The organism is [Bacillus] selenitireducens MLS10, assembly GCF_000093085.1.
GTDB classification, from domain to species: Bacteria; Bacillota; Bacilli; order Bacillales; family Salisediminibacteriaceae; genus Salisediminibacterium; species Salisediminibacterium selenitireducens.
Window position 1 is genome coordinate 3,522,398 of record NC_014219.1, and the last position, 23,847, is coordinate 3,546,244.

The 23,847-nt window shown below is 50.8% G+C and carries 21 protein-coding genes; 9 read left to right on the plus strand and 12 right to left on the minus strand.

The window, feature by feature from the left end:
• The first annotated feature begins 39 nt into the window (after positions 1–39).
• From BSEL_RS16480 to thrB, 3 genes are read left to right on the plus strand one after another with little or no spacing between them, the layout of a single operon-like run.
• The gene (locus BSEL_RS16480; protein WP_013174147.1) at positions 40–1,341 is read left to right on the plus strand and encodes a homoserine dehydrogenase; all 1,302 of its coding nucleotides are present in this window, start codon (positions 40–42) and stop codon (positions 1,339–1,341) included.
• Entirely contained in the window at positions 1,338–2,399 is a 1,062-nt protein-coding gene (gene thrC / locus BSEL_RS16485; protein ID WP_013174148.1) for a threonine synthase, read from the plus strand. Before BSEL_RS16480 ends, thrC begins: the two co-directional genes overlap by 4 nt.
• Positions 2,396–3,313 carry a homoserine kinase gene (gene thrB, locus BSEL_RS16490; RefSeq protein ID WP_013174149.1) on the plus strand — a complete coding sequence of 306 codons (918 nt, stop codon included), beginning with the start codon at positions 2,396–2,398 and terminating at the stop codon, positions 3,311–3,313. The genes thrC and thrB overlap by 4 nt, the downstream gene beginning before the upstream one ends.
• A gap of 139 nt (positions 3,314–3,452) precedes the next feature.
• On the opposite strand, the gene BSEL_RS16495 is transcribed toward thrB, so the two are convergent.
• Entirely contained in the window at positions 3,453–4,229 is a 777-nt protein-coding gene (locus BSEL_RS16495) for a Cof-type HAD-IIB family hydrolase (protein WP_041582594.1), read from the minus strand.
• Between the two features lie 188 nt (positions 4,230–4,417).
• Between BSEL_RS16495 and metA the strand changes: the two genes are divergently transcribed.
• Positions 4,418–5,329 (plus strand): homoserine O-acetyltransferase MetA, encoded by a 912-nt coding sequence (gene metA, locus BSEL_RS16500; protein ID WP_013174151.1) that lies wholly within the window; start codon positions 4,418–4,420, stop codon positions 5,327–5,329.
• A 31-nt stretch (positions 5,330–5,360) separates the two neighbouring features.
• Positions 5,361–6,854 (plus strand): alpha-amylase, encoded by a 1,494-nt coding sequence (locus BSEL_RS16505; RefSeq protein ID WP_013174152.1) that lies wholly within the window; start codon positions 5,361–5,363, stop codon positions 6,852–6,854.
• An 86-nt stretch (positions 6,855–6,940) separates the two neighbouring features.
• On the opposite strand, the gene BSEL_RS16510 is transcribed toward BSEL_RS16505, so the two are convergent.
• Positions 6,941–8,296, minus strand: a complete 1,356-nt coding sequence (locus BSEL_RS16510) for an aspartate kinase (RefSeq protein ID WP_013174153.1) — start codon at positions 8,294–8,296, stop codon at positions 6,941–6,943.
• Between the two features lie 188 nt (positions 8,297–8,484).
• Positions 8,485–10,134, minus strand: coding sequence for a glutathione ABC transporter substrate-binding protein (locus BSEL_RS16515; protein ID WP_013174154.1), 1,650 nt, complete (start codon positions 10,132–10,134; stop codon positions 8,485–8,487).
• A 401-nt stretch (positions 10,135–10,535) separates the two neighbouring features.
• Between BSEL_RS16515 and BSEL_RS16520 the strand changes: the two genes are divergently transcribed.
• The 4 genes from BSEL_RS16520 to BSEL_RS16535 are packed head-to-tail and all read left to right on the plus strand — an operon-like array spanning position 10,536 to position 14,424.
• Complete coding sequence (locus BSEL_RS16520) at positions 10,536–11,435, plus strand: ABC transporter permease (RefSeq protein ID WP_013174155.1); 900 nt, start codon at positions 10,536–10,538, stop codon at positions 11,433–11,435.
• Positions 11,436–11,450: 15 nt separating this feature from the next.
• Positions 11,451–12,377 (plus strand): ABC transporter permease, encoded by a 927-nt coding sequence (locus tag BSEL_RS16525; RefSeq protein ID WP_013174156.1) that lies wholly within the window; start codon positions 11,451–11,453, stop codon positions 12,375–12,377.
• Between the two features lie 30 nt (positions 12,378–12,407).
• Positions 12,408–13,436 carry an ABC transporter ATP-binding protein gene (locus BSEL_RS16530; RefSeq protein ID WP_013174157.1) on the plus strand — a complete coding sequence of 343 codons (1,029 nt, stop codon included), beginning with the start codon at positions 12,408–12,410 and terminating at the stop codon, positions 13,434–13,436.
• On the plus strand, positions 13,411–14,424 hold the full coding sequence (locus BSEL_RS16535) for an ABC transporter ATP-binding protein (protein ID WP_013174158.1): 1,014 nt from the start codon (positions 13,411–13,413) through the stop codon (positions 14,422–14,424). The genes BSEL_RS16530 and BSEL_RS16535 overlap by 26 nt, the downstream gene beginning before the upstream one ends.
• A gap of 63 nt (positions 14,425–14,487) precedes the next feature.
• On the opposite strand, the gene BSEL_RS16540 is transcribed toward BSEL_RS16535, so the two are convergent.
• The 9 genes from BSEL_RS16540 to BSEL_RS18260 form a co-directional block, all read right to left on the minus strand.
• Entirely contained in the window at positions 14,488–15,084 is a 597-nt protein-coding gene (locus BSEL_RS16540) for a CDP-alcohol phosphatidyltransferase family protein (RefSeq protein ID WP_013174159.1), read from the minus strand.
• Positions 15,077–16,036 carry an ABC transporter ATP-binding protein gene (locus tag BSEL_RS16545; RefSeq protein WP_041582595.1) on the minus strand — a complete coding sequence of 320 codons (960 nt, stop codon included), beginning with the start codon at positions 16,034–16,036 and terminating at the stop codon, positions 15,077–15,079. Before BSEL_RS16545 ends, BSEL_RS16540 begins: the two co-directional genes overlap by 8 nt.
• Positions 16,037–16,059: 23 nt before the next feature.
• Complete coding sequence (locus BSEL_RS16550; RefSeq protein ID WP_013174161.1) at positions 16,060–16,887, minus strand: ABC transporter permease; 828 nt, start codon at positions 16,885–16,887, stop codon at positions 16,060–16,062.
• On the minus strand, positions 16,857–17,747 hold the full coding sequence (locus BSEL_RS16555) for an ABC transporter permease (protein ID WP_013174162.1): 891 nt from the start codon (positions 17,745–17,747) through the stop codon (positions 16,857–16,859). Before BSEL_RS16555 ends, BSEL_RS16550 begins: the two co-directional genes overlap by 31 nt.
• Complete coding sequence (locus tag BSEL_RS16560) at positions 17,731–18,939, minus strand: ABC transporter substrate-binding protein (protein WP_013174163.1); 1,209 nt, start codon at positions 18,937–18,939, stop codon at positions 17,731–17,733. Before BSEL_RS16560 ends, BSEL_RS16555 begins: the two co-directional genes overlap by 17 nt.
• Before the next feature lie 222 nt (positions 18,940–19,161).
• Complete coding sequence (locus BSEL_RS16565) at positions 19,162–19,860, minus strand: TVP38/TMEM64 family protein (protein ID WP_013174164.1); 699 nt, start codon at positions 19,858–19,860, stop codon at positions 19,162–19,164.
• Positions 19,861–19,914: 54 nt separating this feature from the next.
• Entirely contained in the window at positions 19,915–20,901 is a 987-nt protein-coding gene (locus BSEL_RS16570) for a sulfurtransferase (RefSeq protein WP_013174165.1), read from the minus strand.
• 119 nt (positions 20,902–21,020) lie between these two features.
• Complete coding sequence (locus tag BSEL_RS16575) at positions 21,021–21,803, minus strand: (Fe-S)-binding protein (RefSeq protein ID WP_013174166.1); 783 nt, start codon at positions 21,801–21,803, stop codon at positions 21,021–21,023.
• Positions 21,804–21,805: 2 nt separating this feature from the next.
• On the minus strand, positions 21,806–23,590 hold the full coding sequence (locus BSEL_RS18260; protein WP_013174167.1) for an FAD-dependent oxidoreductase: 1,785 nt from the start codon (positions 23,588–23,590) through the stop codon (positions 21,806–21,808).
• Between the last annotated feature and the right edge of the window lie 257 nt (positions 23,591–23,847).

Here is a 23,847-nt window from a genome sequence, read left to right on the forward strand (position 1 = left end):
CAAGTGTTCACGAATAAAAGACGTTTGGAGTGTTTTGTTATGACAGAAAAAATGAACATCGGACTTCTCGGGTTCGGAACGGTAGGTACCGGCGTCCTGCAGATTGTCCGGGATCACCAGGATAAACTCGTGCACCAGGTGGGCTGTCCCATCGAAATTTCGAAAATTCTTGTCAACGACCTCGACAAAGACCGCGGTATCTCCATTGAACCCGGGATGCTGACCCTTGAAGCGGATGACATCCTTGAAGATCCGGCAATCGATGTCGTGATTGAAGTCATGGGCGGCACCGGTGATGCCCGTGCTTACATCCGCAAGGCGCTTGAGAACGGCAAACACGTCGTCACCGCCAACAAAGATGTCATGGCTGAGCACGGTTCGGAACTCTTGACTCTTGCCAATGAAACCGGAACAGATCTGTATTATGAAGCGAGTGTGGCCGGAGGGATTCCGATTCTGCGTACCCTCGTCGAAGGACTTGCTTCAGACCGCATCACCAAAATGATGGGGATTGTGAACGGTACCACAAACTATATTTTGACGAAAATGACGAAAGAAGGCCGCCTGTATGAGGAAGTTCTTCAGGAAGCGAAAGCGCTTGGCTATGCGGAGGCAGATCCGACGGCTGACGTGGAAGGGATTGATGCTGCGAGAAAGATCTCCATTCTCGGCACGCTCGGTTTTTCCATGAACCTTGACCTTGATGATGTCGAAGTGACCGGCATGACAAAGGTGACTTCTGAAGATATCCAGTATGCGGATCAGCTCGGCTATACGATGAAGCTGATCGGGATCGCCAACCGCTGCGAAGACAAAGTCGAAGTCAGTGTGGAACCGACTCTGATGCCGAATGAGCACCCGCTTTCATCCGTCGACGACGAGTTCAATGCCGTCTATGTATACGGGGAAGCCGTCGGCGAGACGATGTACTACGGTGCCGGCGCCGGGAAATTCCCGACTGCCACATCCATTGTCTCTGACCTCGTCGCCGTCCTCAGAAACAAGCGTCTCGGGGTGAACGGACAGAGCCTTGTCATTCCGCAGTTCGACAAGAAGCTCAAAACGGATGAAGAAATCTTTTCAAAGTACTTTATGAGAATCCATGCGAAAGACCTCCCTGGCACCTTTGCCAACCTGACAGCCATTTTCGGTGAATGTGACATCAGCCTCGAGAAGATTCTGCAGGTTCCGTTAAACGAGGGACGTCTCGCTGAGATCATCGTCGTCACGCACGGTGTATCAAGAAAGAACTATAAAGAAGTGCTTCAAAAACTAAATGAAACGGACGCGGTGGTGGAAGTAAAAAGCAACTACCGTGTGGAAGGAGTCATGAAACGATGATGTGGCGAGGATTACTTGAGGAATATAAACCGTATTTACCCGTGAACGACCGAACACCAATGCTGTCTTTGCAGGAAGGGAACACGCCGCTGTTGCCACTGTGTCACCTGTCAGAAAAATATGGTGTGGAGCTTTATGTGAAATACGACGGCGCGAACCCGACCGGTTCATTTAAAGACCGCGGCATGGTTATGGCTGTGGCCAAAGCGAAAGAGGCAGGAAGCGAAGCAATCATGTGTGCGTCAACGGGGAACACATCCGCCGCCGCCGCGGCCTATGCGGCCCAGGCGAAGATGCGCTGCTTCATCGTCATCCCTGACGGCAAGATTGCCATGGGAAAACTCGCCCAGGCCGTCGTCTACGGTGCTGAAATCGTCAGTATCGAAGGGAACTTTGACCACGCCCTGCAGATGGTACGAAACCTTGAGCACCAGTCGCCGATCACCCTCGTGAACTCCGTGAATCCGTACCGGATCGAAGGGCAGAAAACCGCTGCCTTTGAAGTAATCGATGCCCTTGGCTCAGAACCGGACATCCTCTCGATTCCCGTTGGCAATGCCGGAAATATCACCGCGTACTGGAAAGGCTTCAAAGAATACCACGAAGCGAAAGGAACGGGCCTTCCCCAGATGCGCGGCTTTGAAGCAGAAGGGTCAGCTTCGATTGCCATGAACAAGGTGATCGACAACCCGGAAACGCTTGCTACTGCAATTCGGATCGGAAACCCGGCAAGCTGGAAACAGGCCGTCAACGCCGCAGAGGAATCCGGTGGAAAAATTGATTATGTAACAGACGAAGAAATCGTAGAGGCATACAAACTCCTCGCCCGAGAAGAAGGCGTCTTTGCAGAACCTGCTTCCGCCGCGTCTGTCGCAGGACTCATCAAGCAGCTCAAATCCGGAGAGATCAAAAAAGGATCGAAGGTTGTCTGCGTCCTGACCGGAAACGGACTGAAAGATCCTAACACGGCCATCGACACAGCGCCGGTCCAGCCAACGGCCCTTCCGAATGATGAGAAAGTCGTTTTTGAGCACTTACTGGGACGTGTGAACGCATGACCCCTTTTGATTCCTTTGATATTATCGTCCCTGCAAGCACCGCCAATCTCGGCCCTGGCTTCGACTCCGTCGGCCTCGCCCTGAATCGGCATCTGACCCTGCATATCGAACCATCGGAGCGTTGGGAGGTCGAGATCCTCGACGGGGATCTCGACGGGATTCCAACCGATGAGAGCAATTTCATCATCGAAATCGCCAAGTGGCTTGCTGCCAAGTTCGACAGCACGCTTTCACCGGTCAAAATCGGCATGACGAGCGATATTCCTCTTGCGAGAGGGTTTGGAAGCAGCGCTTCGGCGATCGTAGCCGGCATGGAGCTGACCAACCAACTGTTGAATCTCCATTTAACCGACGAAGAGAAGGTCCAGTGGGCGACGCTTTATGAAGGCCACCCGGACAATGTCGCACCGTCCATATACGGCGGGCTGATCATCGGTCATCATGACGAGCAGGGAACGTCCGTTGTACAGGCCGGGATCCCGACCATCGATCTCATTGCCCTGATCCCTGATTACCATGTCAGTACAGCCAAATCCCGCGACGCCCTCCCGGAATCTATGACGTATGCAGATGCCGTCAAAGCAAGCAGCATCAGCAACGTCCATGTCGCCGCCATTATGCGAAACGACTGGCATCTCGCGGGACAAATGATGAAGAAAGACCGCTTCCACCGCCCTTACCGGATGGCCGGTGTCCCGGAATGGGAACAGGCTGAAGAGGTGGCCAAGCAGCTGCCGGTCCACGGCGTGACCTTAAGCGGCGCCGGGCCGATCATTCTCTTTTTCGCGCCCCAGGGCATGGGTGAACAGCTGAAGCCCCGGATCGAACGGTATTTCCCGGGCTACAACATCGCCTCACTGTCTCCGGATCCACACGGCGTACGTGTGAAGCACCGCCTTTCCACCACACCGTGACCGGATAATCAAAATGGATACGCTGTTGAAACGCTCGTTCTGTGAGCGTTTCTTTTTTTGGATTTGACTGAACGATCGTCTTGGTAAAACGAAAAACCGGCCTGCTCCGATGAAGCGGAGACAGACCGGCTTTTTTCATTTATTTCAAAAGACCTACATGGCGCAGGCCATGAAGCACGCCGTCCTCACTGACGTCTTTCGTCACAAAATCAGCGACTGCTTTCGTTTCAGGCACGCTGTTGCCCATGGCAATTCCGTGCTTCGACGCCTGAATCATCTCGACGTCATTCGGACCGTCGCCAAAGACATACACATCTTCCGGGTCGAGGCCCATCTGTTTAACCATGGCATCGATTCCTTTTGCCTTCGAACCCTTCGCAGGCAGAATGTCTGTCGACACATCGTGCCAGCGGATGAAATCAAACGCTGGGAAGGTGTCTTTATACGCATCCTCTTCCCCTTCCCGGCAAAACAGCAGCGTCTGATAGAGGGGCTTCTTACGATAATAGTCCCTGTCCTGCGACGGATGCTCGAACTTCAGTGAGTTCAGTGCCGCATGAATGTCCTGATGCTCCTCTGTATTGGCGCGCATTCCTTCGTGATCCATATAGACGAGGGGGTGTTGCTGTTCCCTGGCGAACCCGATCAGCTGCTCGAGCTCCCCCTGATCAAGGGCATTACGTACGATCGGTGTTCCCTCATGCACGACATACTGACCGTTGAAACTGATAAACGTCTCAATGCCGAGTTCCTTTCGTAACGATTCGAACATAAACGGCGCACGCCCGGTTGCGATGCCGACAAAGTGACCGTCCTCCTTAAGCTGCATCACCGCCTGTTTCGTGGAGGCAGGGAGTGCCTTGTCGTGATCGAGCAGTGTTCCGTCAATATCAAAGAAAATCGCTTTTTTATTCATCTTCCTCTTCCTTTCCATCCTTCTCATTCTCCAGTGAATTTTCTCACAAAAGGCGATTCGATGCAATCCTTCCTCCTGAGCGGCCTCACACAAATCGATTCAGCCTTAAGGATTGTAGTTTTTTTTGTAACTGTTATAATTAAATTTAGCGAAAATTCACACATTCCAGCCTTTAAGAGGTGATTCTGATGCCAATCAACATTCCGAAAACCCTGCCCGCACGCGCTTTACTCGAAAAAGAAAACATCTTTATCATGGACGATGAACGTGCCGTGACACAGGACATCCGTCCGTTAAATATTCTGATTCTTAACCTGATGCCGGATAAACAGACGACAGAAGGCCATATCCTCCGCCTGTTGGGGAACACGCCCCTGCAGCTGAATATTACGTTTTTGAAGACGGCAACGTATCAGCCAAAGCACACGAGCAAATCCCATATGGAAAACTTTTACCAGACATTCGATGAAGTGAAGGATAAAAAGTTCGACGGCCTGATCATTACCGGTGCCCCCATTGAACATCTCCAGTTCGAAGAGGTGTCCTATTGGGAAGAGATGGTCACGATCATGAACTGGGCGGAGAAGAACATCACGTCCACCCTTCATATCTGCTGGGGCGCGCAGGCAGCCCTCTATCATCACTTCGGCATTGATAAATTCCCGTTGAAGGAGAAGTGCTCCGGCATTTTCCGCCACCGGATTTACAACAGCACCAATATCGAACTCCTGCGCGGCTTTGATGACGAGTTCATCGCCCCGCACTCCCGTTACACGAACGTCTCTGAGGAGGCCATTCATGAACACCCCGAGCTGATGCTTCTCGCATCCTCTCAGGAAGCGGGGCCGTTTCTCATGATTTCAAAAGACGGACGCCACATCATGGCGACCGGACACCTTGAATATGAGACCGATACGCTGAAACAGGAATATGAACGGGACCTCGACCGGGGCCTCACCGTCCGGATCCCGGCCCACTATTTTCCGGACAACAATCCCGACGAACAGCCGCTGAACCGCTGGCGCTCCCACGCGCATCTGCTGTTTTCCAACTGGCTCAATTATTACGTGTACCAGGCAACACCTTTTGAATGGCACTGACACAACCGCATACAAACAAGGAGGGTTCCCGATGAACCGCAATCACACGATGCTTCAATTTTTCGAATGGCATGTACCGAACCACGGCAAGCATTGGGAAGACCTCGCCATCATGGCTCACGAATTCAGCGTTCACGGCATTGATACCGTCTGGATCCCGCCGGCGTGCAAGGGCATGACCCAGGCAGATAACGGTTACGGGGTCTATGACCACTTTGACCTCGGCGAATTTGATCAAAAAGGCACGGTCCGAACAAAGTACGGCACTCGAAAAGAGCTCCTTCATGCCATGGATGTATGCCGAAAGGAAAACATTCAGGTCATCGCCGATGTTGTGATGAATCATAAAGCCGGCGCTGATGACACGGAACATTTCGAAGTGGTTGAAGTCGATCCCGAGAACCGCCATGAGGTGATCAGTGAGCCGTTTGAAATCGAAGGCTGGACACGTTTTAATTTTAAAGGAAGAAAGAAGCAGTATTCCCCGTTTCAATGGGATTACCATCATTTCAACGGAACGGATTATGATGCTTCCGAAGACCGAACCGGCATCTTTCGGATCCTCGGCGACGGGAAGGACTGGAACGACCACGTTGATGATGAATTTGGCAATTACGACTACCTGATGTTCGCCAATATTGATTATCAGCACCCGAATGTCCAGGAGGAGATGATTCACTGGGGGACCTGGTTTGCCAAAACCCTCGGATGCCAAGGTTACCGGCTCGATGCCATTAAACACATCAATGCCGCCTACGTCTCCCGTTTCGTTCATGCCATGAAAGAGTCATTCGGTGAGGACTTCTATTTTGTCGGGGAGTTTTGGAATCCGGATCTTGAAGCGAAGCAGCGCTTTCTCGATCAAACGGACTTCACCATTCATCTCTTCGATGTCGCCCTTCACTACCGTTTCCATCAGGCGTCCATCGAGGGCCGTGATTTTGATTTACGGACCCTTTACGAAGGAACACTTGTTGCCACACACCCGACGCATGCCGTTACGTTTGTCGACAACCATGATTCCCAGCCCGGGGAGTCTCTGGAATCCTGGGTGGGAGACTGGTTTAAGCCCCTCGCCTACGCCCTGATCCTTCTTCGTGAGGATGGATTTCCGTGCGTGTTTTTCGGGGATTATTTCGGCATTCGCGGTGACGATCCGATCCCATCCAAAAAAGAACTCATCGATCCGCTCCTCGATGCCCGTTACTACCTCGCCTACGGCGAGCAGGAGGATTACTTCGATCATGCCAACACCGTCGGCTGGGTCCGGCACGGTGTGGAATCGTTCGATGGCTCCGGATGCGCCGTCGTGATCTCCACAGGCGACGACGGGTTTAAGGATATGAAGGTCCGTGACACACATGCCGGCAGCACCTGGATTGATGTCACCGGAAACCGTGACGATGAAGTGGTCATTGAAGAGGATGGGACAGGACGCTTTCCCGTCAATGGCGGGAGCGTCTCCGTCTGGGCACTGAAATCTTATGGCCTCAAACGGAAAGAAGCTGTCGAAGAAAGACGTTGAACCGATCAGGCAAGTTGCTGAACAGGAAAAGGCCGACCCTTTCACATGAGGGTGCGGCCTTTTCCTGTTCATATCGCTGTTTGTCATCAGTCATTTGGAAAAAAAGCATGATAGAGGCTTTTTACAGCCAGATTCGCGTCACGGTCATCCACACCAAACATCATACTCGTCTCCGAGGAGCCCTGATTAATCATTTTGATATTGACTCCTGCGTCTCCCAGGGCTGCCGTCGCCTTGGATGCGACTCCGACCGTGCGGGCCATGCCTTCCCCTACGACCATAACAAGTGCAAGGTTCCGTTCGATGCTGACATCCACCACGTCGAGTTCCTGACGGATCCGGCTCAGAATGCGTTCCTCCTTGCCGTTTTGCACCTGGTGCTCCCGGAGGATGACAGACATGTTGTCGATCCCTGACGGCGTATGTTCAAAGGAGATGCCTTCGGTTTCAAGAATTTCAAGAAGACGGCGTCCAAAGCCGACCTGACGGTTCATGAGGTATTTCGTCAAATTGATACTGAGAAATCCTTTGTCACTCGCGATCCCCAAGACAGGCATCTTGTCCGGTACACGGTTGTCAACAATCATCGTACCCGGTGCTTCGGGGTGGTTTGTATTTTTGATGCAGACCGGTACCTTCTTCTCAACGACCGGCAGGAGTGCTTCGTCATGAAAGACGCCAAATCCCGAATACGCGAGCTCCCGCATTTCCCGGTACGTGATCTCCTTCATTTCATGGGGATTCTCCACGAGATTCGGATTAACGCTGTAAACGGAATCCACATCGGTAAAGTTCTCGTACAGAGACGCCTGCAGACCCGCTGCCACGATGGAACCCGTAATGTCGGAACCACCGCGCGGGAACGTCACGATGTTGTTTTCTTTTGAATAGCCGAAGAACCCCGGAATGACCAGCACTTCTTCACGTTCTCTCAGCCTGTACAGATGATCATAGGCCTCAGGGAGGATACGGGCATTCCCCGGTTCATCGGTCACAAGCATGCCTGCCTCGTCAGGACTCACATAGCTCGCCTTCGTCCCGAGCTTCGTCAAATAAGCCGCCATTACCTTGGCGTTCTCGTTTTCACCGCTCGACTTCAGTGCATCCATCAAACGGTCCTCATCGTGTTTATATGTCTCGATCCGTTCCGTAAGCTTCGTGCGGATATCCGACAGGACCGCTTCATCAAGACCAAGATACGTCACGATCGCCGTAAAGCGTTCCAACACGTCTTCAAAGGCTTCTGTATAGGCATCACCTGCGATAATCGTATTCGCTAGTGTGATAAGAAGATCCGTCGTCTTTATATCGTCCTCAAAACGTTTCCCCGGTGCAGAGACCACCACAACCCGCCGTTCCGGGTCTCCTGTCACGATCCGGGCCACTTTTTCAAACTGTTCGCCACTGGCTAATGAACTTCCGCCAAACTTCACTACTTTCATTGCAAAATTCCTTTCCCTGCTGATAGCTTTTCAAATGTAAAATTCATTATACAGGACATGTTCGCCATTGAGCAACGGTATTTCTCGATTTTTCTGAATTAATGACGTTTATATGCGGACAGGTGTCCACCCTGAATAGATAAACACCCGACAGAATGAAATCTGCCGGGTGTTTATCATCGAGCTGTTTATTGAATTTCTACGTCCTGGATCATGTACAGGCCGTTTGGATGCTTCCAGAAGCCTTGTACTTCATCACGCAGACCTACGAGGTAGTTCTGGTGATACAGGTAAGACATTGGCGCTTCTTCAACGAGAATTTCCATTGCGTCTTCATACAGAGCGGCACGTACGTCCGGATCTGCTTCGCGACGGGCTTCGTCGAGGATTGCATCGAGTTCTTCATTTTCCATGAAAGAACGGTTACCCGGTGAACCAACCTGTGAAGAGTGGAACAGGGCATACATACCGTAGTCGGCATCAGCCGTTACAGTCGTCCAGCCAAGGATGAACATGTCATGGTTACCTTCAGCCGTCTCATCAAGATACGCGCCCCACTCGAGGACTTCGATCTCAACATCTACACCGATATCTCCGAGCTGATCCTGTACAAGCTCAGCGATGTCCATACGTTCACGGCTGTCGTTTGTCCAGATCGTTGTGGAGAAACCATCTTCATAGCCTGCTTCTGCAAGAAGTTCCGCAGCCTGCTCCGGGTCGTAAGGAAGTCCTTCAACCTGATCGGAATAACCGAATACCTGTGGTCCGATTGGTCCAAGGGCAGGTTCGGCTGTACCGTCCATTACACCGAAGATAATGTCTTCTTTGTTAATCGCCATGGATACAGCCTGACGAACGAGCACGTCGTCAAATGGCTCAGCCTGCATGTTGAAGCCGATGTAAGCAAGGGAAAGTGATTCCTGCTGATAGAGGCTCGCGCCGTCCATGTTGTCAACCCGGCCAGTGTCGCTTGGTGATACCGGGTGAATAATGTGTGCAGAACCTGTTTCAAGCTCACCGATACGCGTGAGGTCTTCAGGTACGACACGGAACGTGACAGAGTCGACGTTTGCATGGTCGCCCCAGTAATCGTCGTTTCTTGTCAGGACGATGTTGTCACCTGGCGTCCAGCTTTCAAACTTGAAGAAACCAGTTCCAACCGGGTTGTCATTGATGTAGTCACCAGGCTGTCCGCCGTCTGCCATGGCTTCATAGTCTGCATCGATGACTTCCTGACTCATGATTGCCCCACCGGAGTGCGCAATATGTGCAGGAAGCGGTGCAAATGGAAATTCAGTCTGGAACTGAACCGTCAAGTCGTCTACAACAATGACTTCTTCGATCATGTCATACAGGAATGCACGCGGAGACGCAACATCCGGATCAAGGACACGGTCAAAGTTTGCTTTAACGACATCTGCAGTCAGTTCAGAACCATCGTGGAACGTCACGCCTTCACGAAGCGTGAATTCCCAGAGATCGTCTTCAACTGCTTCCCAGTCTGTTGCCAAAAGCGGCTCAAGATCGCCGTCTTCAGTTTGGGAAAGGAGCGGTTCATAGATGTTCACCTGGATGTTACTTGATGGCACATCGTTTGATCCGTGCGCATCGAGTGAATCGGCGTCGGAAAGAACTGCGATCACCAGATCGTTGTCTCCTGCAGGAGCTGCCTCATCATCGCCTGCATCGTTGTTACCATTGTTATCCGCAGCATTGTTATTGTCTGCAGAATCATTGACTGTACCACCATCGTTGTCCGGCTCACTGGCACATGCAGTAAATGTCATTACCGCTGCTGCAGAAAGTAAACCCGCTTTCAAAGTCTTGCTTCTAAACATGTTGTATCCCCCTTATTCTTAATGTAATAGATTTGTAACATGCTTAAGGAACAATTTACACTATCTCAAAAAAAAACACAAGTAGAAATTATCTTAAAATTTTCACTTTTCTAATTTAGTAATGATCTGCGGACTGAAAATAGTTGTCAGACTATCTGACAACTTACACTGCAAAGCGCTAAACCGTCTTGTTAATAATCAAACTTCCATAAAACTTTCCACCTTTTCTAATAAGAAGTTATCGTATGAAAATAAATCGAAGTTTTTCCCCTCTCCCCCCTTGTCTTAAGCGGTTGTCATGGTATAATTTTTTTGTTACTCTTATGTGTTTTAATTTTTTGAAAATTACATCACAAACTTTTGCCAAACTGTAAAAATAATATGAAAGTGAGGTTTTCATTATGCCAGATACGTCATCTGTGAATCGTGCGTCGGTTGAGCCGAAAAAAATCAACCCGCAAATTGAGAATCTGAAATCAATGTGGCGTAAAATGAAGCAAAACAAACTGGCCATGGCCGGCCTGTACCTGATTATCTTCTTTATCGTAACATCGATCTTCGGACCATTCCTGACATCGATGGATCCGACAAGCACAGAGGTACAAAACCGCCTCCAAACACCAAATGCCGATAACTGGTTCGGTACCGATCACCAGGGACGGGATATTTTCACCCGGATTATCCACGGTATGTGGATTACACTCGGGATCGGCTTCAGCTCCGTTATTATGGGGATGATCGTCGGGGTCTTCATCGGGATCATTGCCGGCTTCTATGGCGGAAAGATTGATACTGTTCTTATGAGGATCATGGATGTCTTCCTTGCGTTCCCAGGTATCCTTCTGGCACTCGGGATCGTTGCTATTCTCGGGGGAAGCATCTTTAACGTCGTCATCGCGATCGCCATCTTCTCCGTACCGGTATTTGCCCGTATCGTGAGAGGGTCAACCCTCGCTGTCAAGAAACTGGAGTACATCGATGCCGTACGGGCACTTGGTGCATCAGATGCACGCATCATATTTAAACATATCCTGCCTAACATTCTGTCACCCATTATTGTGCAGGCCACGTTGTTCATCGCAACTGCCGTCCTGACAGCCAGTGGACTTTCCTTCCTTGGACTCGGCGCTCAACCGCCGACGCCGGAATGGGGCGCCATGCTTGCAGCCGGCCGTAACTATATGTGGGATTATCCGCATATCGCACTCTTCCCGGGTCTTGCCATCGTAAGCGTCGTTCTTGCCTTCAACCTGCTTGGTGACGGTCTCCGTGACGCACTTGATCCGAAAATCAAATCATAAGAGAGGTGAACAACCATGCTAGTCTATTCAATAAGACGTATCTTTCAAACCATCCCCGTCCTGATCGGGGTTACACTCGTCGTCTTCCTGATGATGCACCTGATCCCGGGGGACCCGGCTCAGATCATCGCCGGTGAGCGGGCCGATCCGGAACAGGTCGAACAGCTCCGGGACCGTCTCGGACTGAATGATCCACTCTATATCCAGTATGGATCTTTTGTTACAGATGCAGCACAGGGAGACCTGGGAAATTCCCTGCGGAACGGACGCCCTATTTCTTCGGAAATCTTTGATAACCGCATCTGGGTCACGCTCGAACTCGCCATCTACAGTACAATCCTCAGCGTTTTCATGGGGATCATCGCAGGGGTCATCTCGGCAACGAGACGGGGCTCCTTTACCGACATGGGCATCATGGTGTTTGCATTGTTCGGGCTTTCCATGCCAAACTTCTGGCTCGGACTGATGCTCATTCAGTATCTGGCTTTGCCGCCGCTGCAGCTCTTTCCGGTTTCCGGCTGGGGGACACCTGAACAGATTGTGTTGCCCGTTATTACCCTTGGAACTGCCGGAGCTGCCATTATTGCGCGGATGACCCGTTCAAGCATGCTTGAAGTCATCAACCAGGACTATATCCGAACGGCACGTGCCAAAGGGGTCAAAGAGCGTTACGTCGTCTACAAACACGCGCTCCGTAATGCGCTCATCCCGGTTGTGACCGTCGTCGGTCTGCAGTTTGGTACGCTTCTTGGCGGAGCCGTACTGACAGAAACCGTCTTTTCGATTAACGGCCTCGGGCGCTATGTCGTCGACTCTATCGGCCGACGTGACTTCCCTGCTGTACAGGGTTCCGTTCTCGTCCTGGCCATGCTGTTTGTCTTCGTCAACTACCTCGTTGACATTTCGTATCGTGTACTCAATAAACGGATCGAACTGGATTAACCGGTTTGCTGAAAGAAAGGTGGGAGAACCTTGGACGAAAAGAAAACCATTATCGCCGTCGAAGAGTTGCAAACTTCATTTTTCACTAGCAAGAGTGAAGTGAAAGCTGTCGATGGCGTGACATTTGATGTTCCCTCCGGAAATACCCTCGGCATCGTCGGGGAATCCGGATCCGGAAAAAGCATTACCTCCCTGTCCATCATGCGACTGATTGATGAGCCAGGGAAAATAAAAGGTGGAAAAATCATTTTCAACGGAGAGAATCTCCTCGATAAATCCGAAGCGCAAATGCGACAGATTCGCGGAAACCAGATCTCGATGATCTTCCAGGAACCGATGACCTCCCTGAATCCGGTCTTCACCATTGGGGATCAGATCAGTGAAGCGGTCATGATCCACCAGAAGCTTTCTAAGAAAAAAGCGATGGAAAAATCACTCGAAATGCTCGAACTCGTTGGTATTCCATCACCAAAAGCCCGATTGAAGGCTTATCCGCATGAACTTTCAGGAGGTATGCGGCAGCGTGCGATGATCGCCATCGCGCTGTCATGCCGACCGGAACTGCTCATTGCCGATGAACCGACGACAGCTCTCGACGTGACCATACAGGCACAGATCTTAAGGCTGATTAATGACCTGCAGGAAGAGCTCGGCATGTCCGTCCTGCTCATTACCCACGACCTCGGCGTTGTGGCGGAAACCTGTGACTATGTTGCCGTTATGTATGCCGGCAAGATTGTTGAATATGCAGACGTGAAGTCGCTGTTCAAAAATCCGCAGCATCCATACACCGTGGGGCTGTTAAAATCCCTGCCGCGTCATGACATCGACCAGGAATCCCTTGAAGTGATTAAAGGGATGGTACCGAAACCGGATGAACTGCCGGACGGTTGCCGCTTTGCTCCACGTTGTCCGTTCGCACGGGACATTTGCCATGAACGACTTCCTGAACTGAAAAATATCGATGACCAAAATCAAGTCCGCTGTTGGATTCATACCGACGAGTGGGACGGGCCGGAGGTGAATGTCAAAGATGACTACGGAACTGCTCAAAGTTAATAACTTAAAACAGTACTTCCCGATCAAAGGGGGCGTGTTTGGCCGAACCGTCAATCACGTCAAGGCCGTCGATGACATTTCCTTTGCGATTAAAGAAGGGGAAACCCTCAGTATCGTCGGGGAATCCGGCTGCGGGAAATCAACGACAGGACGGGCCATTCTCCGCCTCGAGGAACCGACAAGCGGGGAGATTGAATTTGACGGAAAGGACCTTCTCGCTCTTAACAAGCGTCAGATGCGGGAGATGCGAAAAGAACTCCAGATCATTTTCCAGGATCCTTATGCGTCCATCAATCCGCGTCAGACCGTCAGGCAGATTTTAAACGAAGCGATGCAGATTCAGAATGTCCTTCCTCCGGAAAAACGTGAAGATCGCATGATGGAACTGCTCGACATCGTTGGACTCGGTTCTCATCAGCTCGACCGCTTTCCGCACGAATTCAGTGGCGGACAGCGCCAGCGCATCGGGATTGCCCGTGCCCTGTCTGTGGACCCGCGGCTGATTATCTGCGATGAATCAGTGTCAGCTCTCGACGTATCCATTCAGGCACAGGTATTAAACCTGCTCAAACAACTGCAGCGGGATTTCAATCTGACCTACCTGTTTATCGCACACGACCTCGGTGTTGTGCGACATATCTCGGACCGGGTGATCGTGATGTATCTCGGAAAAATCGTGGAAGTTGCCGACAAAAAGTCGCTCTTCGACAATCCAAAACACCCGTATACAAAAACACTGCTTTCAGCCATACCATCTCCGGACCCTGAGGTTCAAAAGGAACAGATCATTCTGAAAGGCGATGTACCTTCACCAATTGATCCGCCGACAGGCTGCCGTTTTCACACGCGCTGTCCGTTTGCAACGGATAAATGCCGTGAAGAAGAGCCTGAACTCCGTACAACCGAGCAGGATATGATCGACGGTCACCAGGCCGCGTGTCACTACATTGAAGAAATCGAATCCGGTGAACACAAAGCCAACTATTAATCTGCAAACAACCCCTCCGGCACTGAGCCGGAGGGGTTGTTTTTGATCATAACAGGTTATTGATTATTGATCCGCGTGTTTCCCTAAAATCACCTTTGCTTCAAAGAGGCGCTGCAACGACGTAATAATCTCCACCGCCAGGAAAATCAGACCGATCAGAATCAGGTGATCGGTGAAGATAATCATAAGAGAAAAGAGAATAAAGCCTTCTGTCCGCTCAGCAAGACCGGACTGGTAATAAAAACTCTTCACACCCTGCTTCTCAGATACGGCACCGACCGTCAAAAAGATGGTCATGCAATAAATTATCGACACACTCAAAAGGAGAAGCACCCACATCGCATCCGGATAGCGGAATGCAAGACCGAGAATCACACTGATCTCAACGAGCCGGTCAAAACTTACATCAAGGACCGTTCCAAAAGACGACGGCTTTGTTTTTCTTGCCATCGTGCCGTCGACCACATCGAGAAAACCTGAAAACCAGAGAACCAAAAGGGCAATCAGCGTCTGTTCAAAATAAACGAACAGCCCCGACGTCACCCCGATCAAAAAGGAAATGACCGTTACGTTATTCGCCGTCAGTCCCCACTTCAAAAACGTATCTGCCGAAACATTCACAATCGGCTGCACATAGCGTCTCCCTCTCGTATCAAGCATCTGTTACACGTCCCTTCTTCCGGACGAGGACGACCCTGTCCCCGTCGTAAAACGTCCGATCATCGTGAAGGACGATAGACTGCCGGATATCAGGCAAGTCAACAAAGTAAAACTGCAGACCATACTTCATCATCGCATATTTCACCCGTCCCCCTTCAAGAACAGCGGGATCATTCGTCCGCTGATCATGCTCTTTTTCCATCTGTACATCGCCTGCAGGAATAAAACCGCCGTGCAAAAAGATGCCCTCTGAGAACATCTCTGCCACTTCCCGGTTCTCCGGGTTGCGGTACACCTCTTCAGGAACACCAATCTGCTGGAACGTTCCGCCTTTCATAACGGCTACCTGATCACCCATCACCATCGCTTCTTCCCGGTCATGGGTCACGAACAGGGCCGTCACACCTTCCTGTTTCAAAAAATCCCGGACCCAGGTACGAATGCTGACCCGGAGTTCGGGATCCAGACTCGAAAACGGTTCATCGAGCAAAATAAGGGCCGGGTTTAAAATCAGCGCCCTTGCGAGTGATACACGCTGCTGCTGACCGCCGGAGAGCTGATTCGGATACCGGTCCGCATAAGCCTCGAGATCCACTTTTTCGAGAAGCGCCATCCCTCTTCTAATCCGTTCATCCTTTTTCACTTTATCTTTTCCGTATTTCAGTCCGTACGTGATGTTTTCAAGGATCGTAAAATGAGGAAAGAGCAATGGCTGCTGAAACATCAGCACGACCGGCCGATGCTCGGCTTTGACTGTCGTCATATCCTCTCCCTGAATAAGGAGCTGCCCGTCCGTAAAGGAAGACAGGCCTGCAATCGAACGGAGCAGCGTGGACTTGCCGCAGCCGGAAGGACCAACAAGACTCACGATGCTTCCCTGTTCCACATTCATATTGATCCGGTGGAAGACTTCAGTTTCCCCGAACCGTTTTGATACATTCATCAGTTGCATGAGCAAATGAAACCCGCTCCTTTCTATGGCCGCTGCAGAATTGTCATATAAAGACGGAGCAGCCCTTCAAATACAATCAGAAAGACGATTGGCAACAAGGCAAACAGGACTGAAAATCCTGCGACAACAGCGCCGTCACCGCTTGTGAAATACGGATAATAGATCATCGGCAAGGTCATAATCCGACCGCCGCCGATAATCAGCGTCAGCACATACTGACTGAGGGAAATGACAAAGACGAGAACGGCCATACTCCGGATACTCGGAATAATCTGCGGAACGAGCATCGTCCAAAAAAGCCGCCAACGGTTGACGCCCAAGGTGCTGCACTGTTCCTCCCAATCCGGGGACAACCGGTCAAAACCGGCCTTCATCACCCTTACGGCATAGGGGATCGTCGGCATCAGATGAATCAGGATGACACCCGTTGCCGAATCAGCAAGCCCGAGCCGGATCATGGTCAAATGCATCCCCATGGCAATGGCAAGCACCGGAACGAGGATCGGCAGCATCAGGACTGCTTCGATAAACGGCTTTCCTCTGAAGCGGTAACGGCTTAACCCGTATGCCGCCGGGACAGCCAGCATAAAATTCAGGATCACGACAACGGTTGCGATAAAGATCGTGACCGCAATCGCCCAGATAATATCCGAATCCCTGAAGATCACTTCCCATGCGCGGAAGCTGATCGTTTCCGGATAGATGTCAGGCCATGACCAGCGAAAACTGATGCTCCTCGCTGTCATTAACAGAAGTGGTGCCACAAAGATCAGAAACAGCACCAGAAACCAGAACACTTTCGATACGCGCCGGGGAATGTTCATTGCTGTTCCCCCCTTCTTGTCGCCCATTTACTCTTCCACCTCGACGTAAAGCGGAGAACGAAAAAGGCCGACACGATGGCAAACAGTGAAATCAGCACCATCATCGCCTGTGCGAGGGGTCTGTTGACCCAGGCAGACTGATAAAACCATTCATACGCAAGAATCGGCAGCATCTTTGGAAAAGTCACACCAAGAAGAGCCGGCACTTCAAAGGCACCGAGGACAAACACAAACAGGATCAGGAACGTTTCCAGTGACACCGGGAATACCCAGGGGAATTCCACGGTCCGAAAGACGGTGAAGGAATTACCGCCCAGCGTCCGGCTCACGTCCTCATAGCGGAGATCCATCTCCTGATAGACCGGCAGCATCATAAGGAGTACAAACGGTATCTCTTTCCATACATACGTCAGGATCACCCCGATATAGAGCGGATCGTTCACGAGAACCGGAAACTGACCGATCGAATCCAAGAGCCCGATTTGAAAAAAGAGTGACGAGAACCATCCTGTCGGCGCAAAAATAATATAAATCAAGTAAGCCGCCACAAAGTGCGGAATAATCATCGGCAGCCAGGCGACAAATTTCCAGTGATCATAGCGGAACACCCGGATGAGACGCCTCGTCATCCAGATCCCGATCACCAGTGAAATCAGAGTCGAAGAAAAGGCGACCCAGACGCTGATCCCGAGAGACCGGAGGAAGCTCCCGTGAGCGAGAAGCGTCTGGTAATTTGCCCAGAAAGCGTCCCCCTCTTCCCGGGAGACGCTTCCCTGTGCTGCCTGAAAGAGGCCGTAACCGACAAAAAACGAAATGACGATCAATGCCGGTGAAACAAAACCAATCCCTTTCAGCCAGGACGGTACGGGTTTATTGGACAAGCTCACGTTCCCACTGCTCAATGACCCAGTCAAAATAACGGGAATCGAGCTCAGGAAGGATGTCGTCCTGACTGACAAAAGCAGGACCGGTCAGCGCTTCCGCTTCCTCAAGCTGCTCCTCCGTTAACGCATCCGGGTTCAGCACATGGCCTTCTCCCCACATGGACGGGTCGAGTTTTTTGATTTGTGCCTCCGGTGACAGCATGAAGTTGATCGCAACGAGTGCCGCTTCAGGCTCTGTTGCATTAAACGGAACGGACAGATAATGGGTATTCCCGATTGAGCCCGGTTCGAGGACGAGGGTCTCTGTATTTTCCGGGAAGATGCCGTCTTCGATCTTACTGACAGCACGGTGTTCATTGAAGCCCATGGCAAAAGCGACTTCTCCGTCTGCGAACATCTGATCAAGCTGAGCGTTGGAATCCGGGTAGGTCTGCCCCTCTCTCCAAAGTGAGTCTTTGAATGAGCCGAGCACGTCCCATACTTCGGATCCATGCTCTTCAAGCCAGGCCTCATTGTATTCTGCGAGGTCAGCCGGATCGTCCGCCACATGGTACATCACATGCCGGACAAACGTATTACCCGTGAAATCATTGACATTCGGGTATGTGAATAACCCCGGGTTTTCAATGGACCATTCAATCAGTTCTTCAATGCTGCCTGGCATCTCATCCACGAGGTCCGGATTCGCCTGAATGGTGAACTGCACATTTCCCCACGGCGCTTCATGCCCTTCGATCGGTGTCCCTGTATCATAATTGACAAACGGCACGTCGGTTCCGATATACTCATGAACATTCGGTAAAATCTCAAGGAAGTCTCCGTACAGGAGATCGTTATCCTTGGCTGTTCGGAAATTCTCGGCATTGATCCATAGAAGGTCCGCACCGCCGTTCATTTCACCGGCCTCACGCTCGGTCATCAGTTTATTCAGAAAATCCGGCGCATCCATCGGATAACGGTTTAATGTCACATCGTATTCTTCAAGAAGACGGGGCGCGATGAAATCATCCATATACTGATTGATCCCGTCGTCTCCTCCCCACATATAAATGCCGATTTCTTTCCCTTCGGCTTCACTTACAATCTCATCCCAGGAAGCGTCCTGCAACGTTTCCACTTCCACCTGCGGTTCCGCATCATCCCCGCATGCCGAAAGCATCGGGATCACCGCCGCCACTGTCAACCATTTCTTCATTCTTCTTTCCCCTTTCAGCAGTTCTCAGTTGTGATTATTACCTGATAACCTTTTTATTTCATCACTTATCATATCATTTATTGCTTGAATCCGCTGTATGCACTCTTACATTTTATTGACTAAGTTGTTAAATGAGCGTGAAATCAGCACGCGAACACAGATGGTATCGTTTGAAAAGAAAAGAGCGCTGGAAGGCTCCCAACGCTCATTCGGTCATTCTTATCAAGACGTCTGCTTCAGCTCGTCCATATCGATCCCCTTCTTCTTCGCCCAGATCTTTGGTACGAGAGAAAGCAAGAAGAGAATGATACCGGCTGCGGCAAACTGAAGAACCAGTGTCATCGATACCCCTTCGCGGGCGATCTGACCGGCCATGAAGGCATAGATCATGGCACCTGGTGCCATTGTGATCCCCGAAACGATGGTGAACTTCCAGAAGCCAAGGCTTGTCAGTCCGTACACGTAGTTTTGCACGTTGTATGGGAACACCGGTACAAAGCGTGTCAGGATGAGGAAGCTGACGCCGTTTTCCTCAACCCCTTTGTCGATTTTGTCAAAGATCGGATTCCCTTTGAACTTTTTCATGATCATGTCACGGGCAAGATACTTCGCCACAAGGAAAGCTGCCGCTGCCCCGAGGGTCGCACCCATCAGTGACAGGATACCGCCGAGAACCGGACCGAATGCCACACCGCCGACGATCGGGAAGATCGCGCCCGGCAAGAGGAATACGGCAGAGGCCATAAACACGAGGACGAAGATCACATAGCCCATCACACCGAACCCTTCAATAAACTCCTGCATTGCTGAAATACTCTGGATCTTTTCAAGTGCACCTGTCTGCCATGCGATGGTGAAAACCAACGCGATGACTGCAACGAGACCGATCAGTTTCATTGCTGATTTATTTTTTGCGCTCATACGCTCATCTCCTTTAATGGGGTAATACGTGTATTAAATATTCTGAACTGTTGATTAAAAATCACCGTTCTCAGTGCGGTCAATAACATCCTGGTTCTCAAGCTCATACGCTTCGTAAGACCATTCAATCCATGATCCGTCATAGTTCAGCACATCGTCATAACCAAGGCCATACGTCAGTAACAACCATGTGTAAGAAGAGCGGACACCGGACTGACAGTAAGGGATGAGGGTTTCGCCACTCTCAATCATATCACCGTAAAGCGCTTCGAGTTCACTCATTGATACGGCCGTTCCGTCTTCTGCAACAGCTTCAGTCCAGTTAATATATTCTGCACCTGCAATTTTACCAGGACCGAATGCGCCTGCAAGTGTTGTGCTGCCGTCTTCTTCATCGCCACCGCGGGTATCAATCAAAATGCCTTCCCCATCAACGGCTGCGATAACGTCTTCAAGTTCTGCGTTGAACGCTGCCGGATTATAATCAGGTGCCACATACTCGGTTTTTTCACGATCCCCAAGTTCAAGCGGGTTACCGGTATCGTAGCCCTGGCCGATCCAGGCATTGATTCCGCCGTCAAGGAAACGGACATCATCGTGTCCGAGCATTTTCAGCTGCCAGAAGACGCGTGCCGAGTCGTGCTGTGCGTTCGCTGCATAGGTCACGACCGTCGTTTCCGGTGTGACACCGAAAGAGCTTAACAGTGCTTCCACTTCTTCTTTTTCATTCGCCATACCATCGTATGGGTAAAGCTCCGTTCCGGAGTAATCAGGACGCCAGATTTCAAAGGAGCCCGGAATCGCGCCGCCTCTTTCACTCATTGTACCAATCACGACAACATCTTCGTCTGTTTCCATCAGATCTTTCAGTTCGGTCGCTGTGATGAACGCTTCCGGAACGGCATATTCTGTAATTTTCTCCTGCTGTGCATCCATGTCCACTTCCTGTGCTTCAATACCGGTTACGGAAAAATAAACGATTACTGCAATGATGGCAACTGCTACTGTACTGAAGCCGGTGATTTTCCATTTTTTACTCATGTAAAACGCCTCCTTTAATAGTTGGGTAGTCTTTTATGATGAACGTCACACTTGTTAAAATATTCACATAGAATTTCTTTTTCCAGGCACCCATCCCCTTGACGGGTGCCTGATGACAATCAGTTTTTGACGACTTGCTTGACGATCCGCTTCGACTTGTAGCGGTTAATCCATGCTCCTGCCGGTTTTGACAAGACGTCTTCCGGCGGGGCTGTATCCGAATGAACAACCGGTCCCCAGAGAAGATCAAGGATGTGGAAGGCTTTCTTGCCGACCTTCATCATCGACGCTCTGCAAGCGGCGCAGTATACAACAACGTGATCTGTTGTGAAATCATCCGCACGGCGCTGCATGACGCGTGTGGCAAGGTCCGGATTCGCAGGGACAATCATGCCACCAAAGCCGCAACAGCGTGCATTTTCTCTTGAATGTTCCGATTCTTCCACCCGGTAACCGAGCTCTTTCAAAACCCAGCGGACACCGTCCTGAAGCTCTTTTTCATAACGGGTCGAACAGGAATCGTGAATCCCGAAGACGACATCGCTGTCTTTCGCTTTCCCGCGGAGTTCTTCAGGAATGCCGATTTTCGGAAGAAGTGTCCAGAGAGACTCTGCCTTTGTGGTTTCACTCGTTTCGTTGATTGTTTTATAGCAGTTTTGACAGGCCACGATGATCGTATCGATTCCGATGTCATCCATGTCCTGCTGCAGGCCGGCAAAACGCTCCTTGAACTTCTCTTCCTGTCCCAGCGCCTTCGTCCCTTTTCCACAGCATTTCTGCACGCCACCCAGATCCGGGTAAACGGTCTTCAGATATTCCATCGTCTTTTTCACGCCATCCGGTGTATAGGATGGCAGTGAACATCCTGGCATGAACCCTTTTCGTTCGGCAGTTACAGTCATGGTCATCTGCCTCCTTTTGCTTTAGTCGTAAACAGTTTGGAGAAACCGAGTTTCTGGTGCATCTCGATCGCTTTATGGCCTTCCATCGGTGACTTCCCATCATTGGCAAGGATGAAATCCTTACGCATCGCCATGAACGTCTCCCCAATCGGATAGTCGTTCGGACATACATGGGAACAGCCGCCGCACACATTACAGGAATATGGGACGATTGGCTCGATGCCGTCTTTAGCGAGAAACTCACCGAAGATATCTTGCGGACATTCGCCGAAGTCGTTCATCATCAGGCATTCATCCATACAGAGCTTGCACTCACACTGGAGACAGCGGCCTGCTTCTTGCTGAGCCTGGGCATCGGTATAACCGAGATCCACCGCTTTGAAGTCGCGCTTACGCTCGTCTGCCGGACGGTGGTTACCTGACGTTCTCGGCAGGTTTTCAGTGCCTTTCGGGAGCGGCACATTGAGTGTTGTTTCGAAGCTGTATTCATATTTCAGGTTTCTTGCCTCTGTCAGATCCACCTGGTTCAAGAAACGGTCCACGCTCTTCGCGGCTTTCTGACCGTAGGCCATTGCCTGAACGACGATCGCCGTACCTGCTGCATCTCCTGCAACGAAGACGTTCGGTACGCTTGTTGACAGGGTTTCTTTGTCGACGACGTAGCGTCCGCCGCCACCCTGTGCGACCATGCCTTCTGTCAGATCCTGAACGCGCTGTCCGGTTGCAAAAACAACCGTATCCACTTCGATTTCTTTGCGCTCATCACCGAAGCTCGGTGCAAAGTTGCCATCCTCATCAAAGACTGACAGGACATTCTTCAGAACCATTCCGCGAACGCGGCCGTTCTCATCTTTCAAAATTTCTTCAGTGGCCCAGCTGTTCAGGAACATGACGTCTTCTTCCTGTGACTCAACGATTTCCTGTTCACTTGCCGGGAGCTGTTCAAGGCTCTCAAGGCTGATGAGGCTGACCTCGTCTGCGCCAATTCTCCAGGAGGAGCGTGCACAGTCCATCGCCACATCCCCACCGCCGATGACGGCGATTTTCTTACCTGCCGCTTTTGAAGCATGTGTCAGGCTGATTTCTTTCAGGTAGTCCACTGCGTGCATCACACCTTCAGCATCGGCTCCTGCTACAGGAGGCATTCCGCCGAGATGGGCGCCGTTTGCGATGATGACGGCATCGAAGTCTTGTTGCAGGGATTCGAAGCTGATGTCTTTTCCGACTTCAACCCCCATTCGGAACTTGACGCCAAGATCTTCGAGGTAGCTGTATTCGAAGTCGATGACTTCTCTCGGGAGTCTGTACTCCGGAATCCCGACTCTCATCATGCCGCCGACCACTTCAAGCTTTTCATAGATGACGACGTCGTGTCCGGCTTTTCTCAGATCAATGGCGGACTGGGCACCTGCCGGCCCTGCACCGATGATGGCCACTTTCTTCCCTGTAGAGCCCTTCACCTGAATATCCCACTTTGTCTTGTCATCTGCCTTCTCTGCTGCGTAGCGTTTCAGAGCTGCCACGGATAAGGCTTCATTGAACTCGGTGTTTCGTCTGCAGTCTGTTTCACACGGGTGTGCACAGATCCGGCCGAGTGTGTTTGGAAGGAATAACTTTTCCCGAATCGTCTCGAGAGCCCCTTCCACATCACCTTCACCAATCTGTCGAATGTATTTCTTCACATCCGTGTGCATGGGACAGGCTGCGGTACAAAATGCTTCTTCATGACCCATACAACCGTCCGTAATGGATTTCGCGTTATCGTAAATTGATTGTCTGAATTCCATTGTTGATCACCTCTCCTTTTTTGTGACTCTATTCACATAACAAATGTAAATGAAAGCTAACGGCCCGATCATGCGATGTTAGCAGATGCTCACTCATTCACATGGTTTGTTAAAATTAGAAGCAGCACTCTCTCCCTCTGCTTATTTACATCTTATCATCGCTCAAGCCTTCTGGGGCGCGATATTTTGAACAGATGGTGACGGATATATAGACAATTTTCAACACAATCTAAACATATAAACTTAGTATGTTTTAA